The following is a 2,970-nucleotide window of genomic DNA, read 5'->3' on the forward strand; positions in this document are numbered from 1 at the left end:
CCCGCCGTCTCGCCGAGGCCCTGCTCGCCGCCGGCGGCACCGTCCGGTTCGCCCGCCCCGACGACCAGGCGACCGAACCACGCTGGGACGGCGACACCGCCACCCTCCGCCCCGGCGACGCCGACCAGCTGCGGGCCGTGCTGCGCCACACCCGCGACCTCGGCGAACTCCCCGACCGCGTCGTGCACCTGTGGTCACTGGCCGACCACACCGACGGCGACCAGGCCCACGACCCCGCCGACGCCGTGGACACCGCCCTCACCCTGGGCCTGCACACCCTCGTCGGCCTCGCCGCCGCCCTCCGCGACCTCGGCTCCACCTCCTGGGCGCTGGACGTCGTCACCTCCGGGGTCTGCTCGGCCACCGGCACCGAGGCGCTGCGACCGGCCTGGTCCACCCTCACCGGGCCCGTGCGGGTCATCCCCCTGGAGTACCCGGGCGTCACCTGCCGCCTGGTCGACCTGGACCCCGCCGGCACCACCGCATCCCCACGACCGGCCACGGACCTCATCGCCGAACTCGCCGCCGACCGCACCGACCCGGTGGTCGCCCTGCGCGGAGGCCGCCGCTGGCTGCCCGACCACGACCGGATCACCCCCGCCCAACCCGACAGCGACGCGCGGACCACCGCCGGCGAGGGCGCGCTGCGGGAACGCGGCGTCTACCTCGTCACCGGCGGCCTCGGCGGCATCGGCCTGGCGATGGCCGAACACCTGGCCACCACCTGCCAGGCCCGCCTCGTCCTGTTCGGACGCACCGGCCTCCCGCCCCGCGACACCTGGGACGACATCCTCGCCGACCCCCGCGCCGGCGAGGAGGTCCGCCGCCGCGTGGCCGGCGTCCGCCGGGTGGAGGACACCGGCGCCGAGGTCCTCGTGGTCACCGGCGACGTCAGCACCCCCGAGGACACCGACCGGGCCGTCCGCGCCGCCCTCGACCGCTTTGGCGCCTTGCACGGCGTGCTGCACGCCGCCGGCGTCCCCGGGATCGGGCTGATGCAGTTCAAGACACGGGCCGAGATGGACAGGGTGCTCGCCCCGAAGGTCGCCGGCACCCTCGCGCTGACCCGGGCACTGCGCGCGGTACCCGACCTGGACTTCCTCGTCCTGTTCTCCTCCATCACCGCCACCACCGGCGGCGGACCCGGCCAGGTCGACTACTGCGCCGCCAACGCCTTCCTCGACGCCCACGCCAGGGACCCCCGCCGCGCCGGCGACCCGTGGCGCACCCTCTCCGTCGGCTGGGGGGAGTGGCGGTGGAACGCCTGGGAAGCCGGCCTCGCCGGCTACGACTCCGCGCTCCAGGACTACTTCCGGGCCAACCGGGCCCGCCTCGGCATCGACTTCGAGGCCGGCTGGCGGTCCCTGCTGCGCGCGCTGGCCACCGACCAGCCCCACGCGGTCGTGAACACCCAGGACTTCGCCACCCTGGTCCACGCCAGCTCCCAGTTCACCGTCGACGCGGTCACCGCGCCCCGCCCCACCGACCAGCGCACCCCGCGCCACCCGCGCCCCGACCTCGTCACCCCCTACGTCGCCCCCACCGGTGACGTCGAGACCGCCATCGCCGAGGTGTGGGCCGAGGCCCTCGGCCTGGACCGCGTCGGCTCCCAGGACGGGTTCTTCGACCTCGGCGGCAACTCGCTGGTCGGCATCAAGGTGCTCGCCGACATCCGCCGACGCCTCGACGTCGACGACCTCGCCCCCCACGTCCTGTACCAGGCGCCGACCGTCGGCGCGCTGGCCCAACTGATCGCACCCGCCCAGGTCCCCACGGCGACGCCCGTGGCCGAACCCGGCGGCGACCGAGGCCAACGGCGGCGCGCCGGACTGCGCGCGGCGCAGCGGAGGAAGAACGCATGAACGAGGTGGACATGTCCGAGGACGACACCCGGATCGCGATCGTCGGCATGACCGGCCGCTTCCCCGGAGCCGGCACCGTCGAACGGCTGTGGCGCAACCTCACCACCGGGCCGTCGGCGATCCGGGAGATCACCGACGAGGAACTCGCCGCCGCGCGCGTCCCACCCGCGCTGGCCGCCAACCCGCAGTACGTGCGACGCGGCGCGCCCCTGGACGACCCCGGTCTCTTCGACGCCTCCTTCTTCGGGTTCAGCGCCAGGGAGGCCGAGGCCACCGACCCCCAGCACCGGTTGTTCCTCGAATGCTGCTGGGAGGCCCTCGAGACAGCCGGTTACCAGCCCAACCGCGTGCCCGGCCGGGTCGGGGTCTTCGGCGGTGTCGGCCACAGCTTCTACGGGCTGCGGCACGTCCTGGCCAGCCCCGAGGTCATGGACACCATCACCCGGGGCCAGTACGCGATGGGCACCGCCCCCGACTCGCTGTGCATGGTCGTCTCCTACCGGCTCGGCCTCGACGGACCCGTGTTCTCCGTGCAGTCCTCCTGCTCCACCTCCCTGGTCGCGGTGCACGTGGCCGTGCAGAGCCTGCTCACCCAGGAGTGCGACACGGCGCTGGCCGGGGCCTCCCGGATCGAGGAACCCGTCCCCGAGGGCTACCTGTTCGAGGAGGGATCCCTCACCAGCCCCGACGGGATCGTGCGCAGCCTCGACGCCGACGCCAACGGCACCGTGCTGGGCAACGGGGTCGGCGTCGTCGTCCTCAAACGGCTCGCCGACGCCCTCGCCGACGGCGACCACGTGCACGCCGTGATCCTCGGCAGCGCCGTGAACAACGACGGCTCCGCCCGCGCCGGTCTCGTCGCCCCCTCCGTCGAGGGCCAGGCCACCGTGATCAGCGACGCCATGTCCGTCGCCGGGGTCGACCCCGGCGAGATCGACTACGTCGAGTGCCACGCCCCCGGCACCCGGCTCGGGGACTCCGTCGAACTCGCCGCGTTGGACCGGGTCTTCCCCGCCGCCCGCGACACCCCCTGCGTGCTGTCCTCCACCAAACCCGACCTCGGGCACCTCGACCGGGCCTCGGGCATGGCCGGGCTCATCAAGGCCAC

At 74.6% G+C, this 2,970-nt stretch carries 2 protein-coding genes; both read left to right on the forward strand.

Annotation, left to right across the window (positions count from 1 at the left end; all coding sequences use genetic code 11):
* Window positions 1–1,862 (forward strand): SDR family NAD(P)-dependent oxidoreductase (locus tag ACTIDRAF_RS0213905; RefSeq protein WP_016699343.1); only part of this gene is annotated, 1,862 nt, incomplete at its 5' end.
* A partial coding sequence (locus ACTIDRAF_RS0213910) for a beta-ketoacyl [acyl carrier protein] synthase domain-containing protein (RefSeq protein ID WP_016699344.1) occupies window positions 1,859–2,970 on the forward strand: 1,112 nt, incomplete at its 3' end. The genes ACTIDRAF_RS0213905 and ACTIDRAF_RS0213910, both read left to right, overlap by 4 nt.

It is taken from the genome of Actinoalloteichus spitiensis RMV-1378 (assembly GCF_000239155.1).
GTDB classification, from domain to species: Bacteria; Actinomycetota; Actinomycetes; order Mycobacteriales; family Pseudonocardiaceae; genus Actinoalloteichus_B; species Actinoalloteichus_B spitiensis.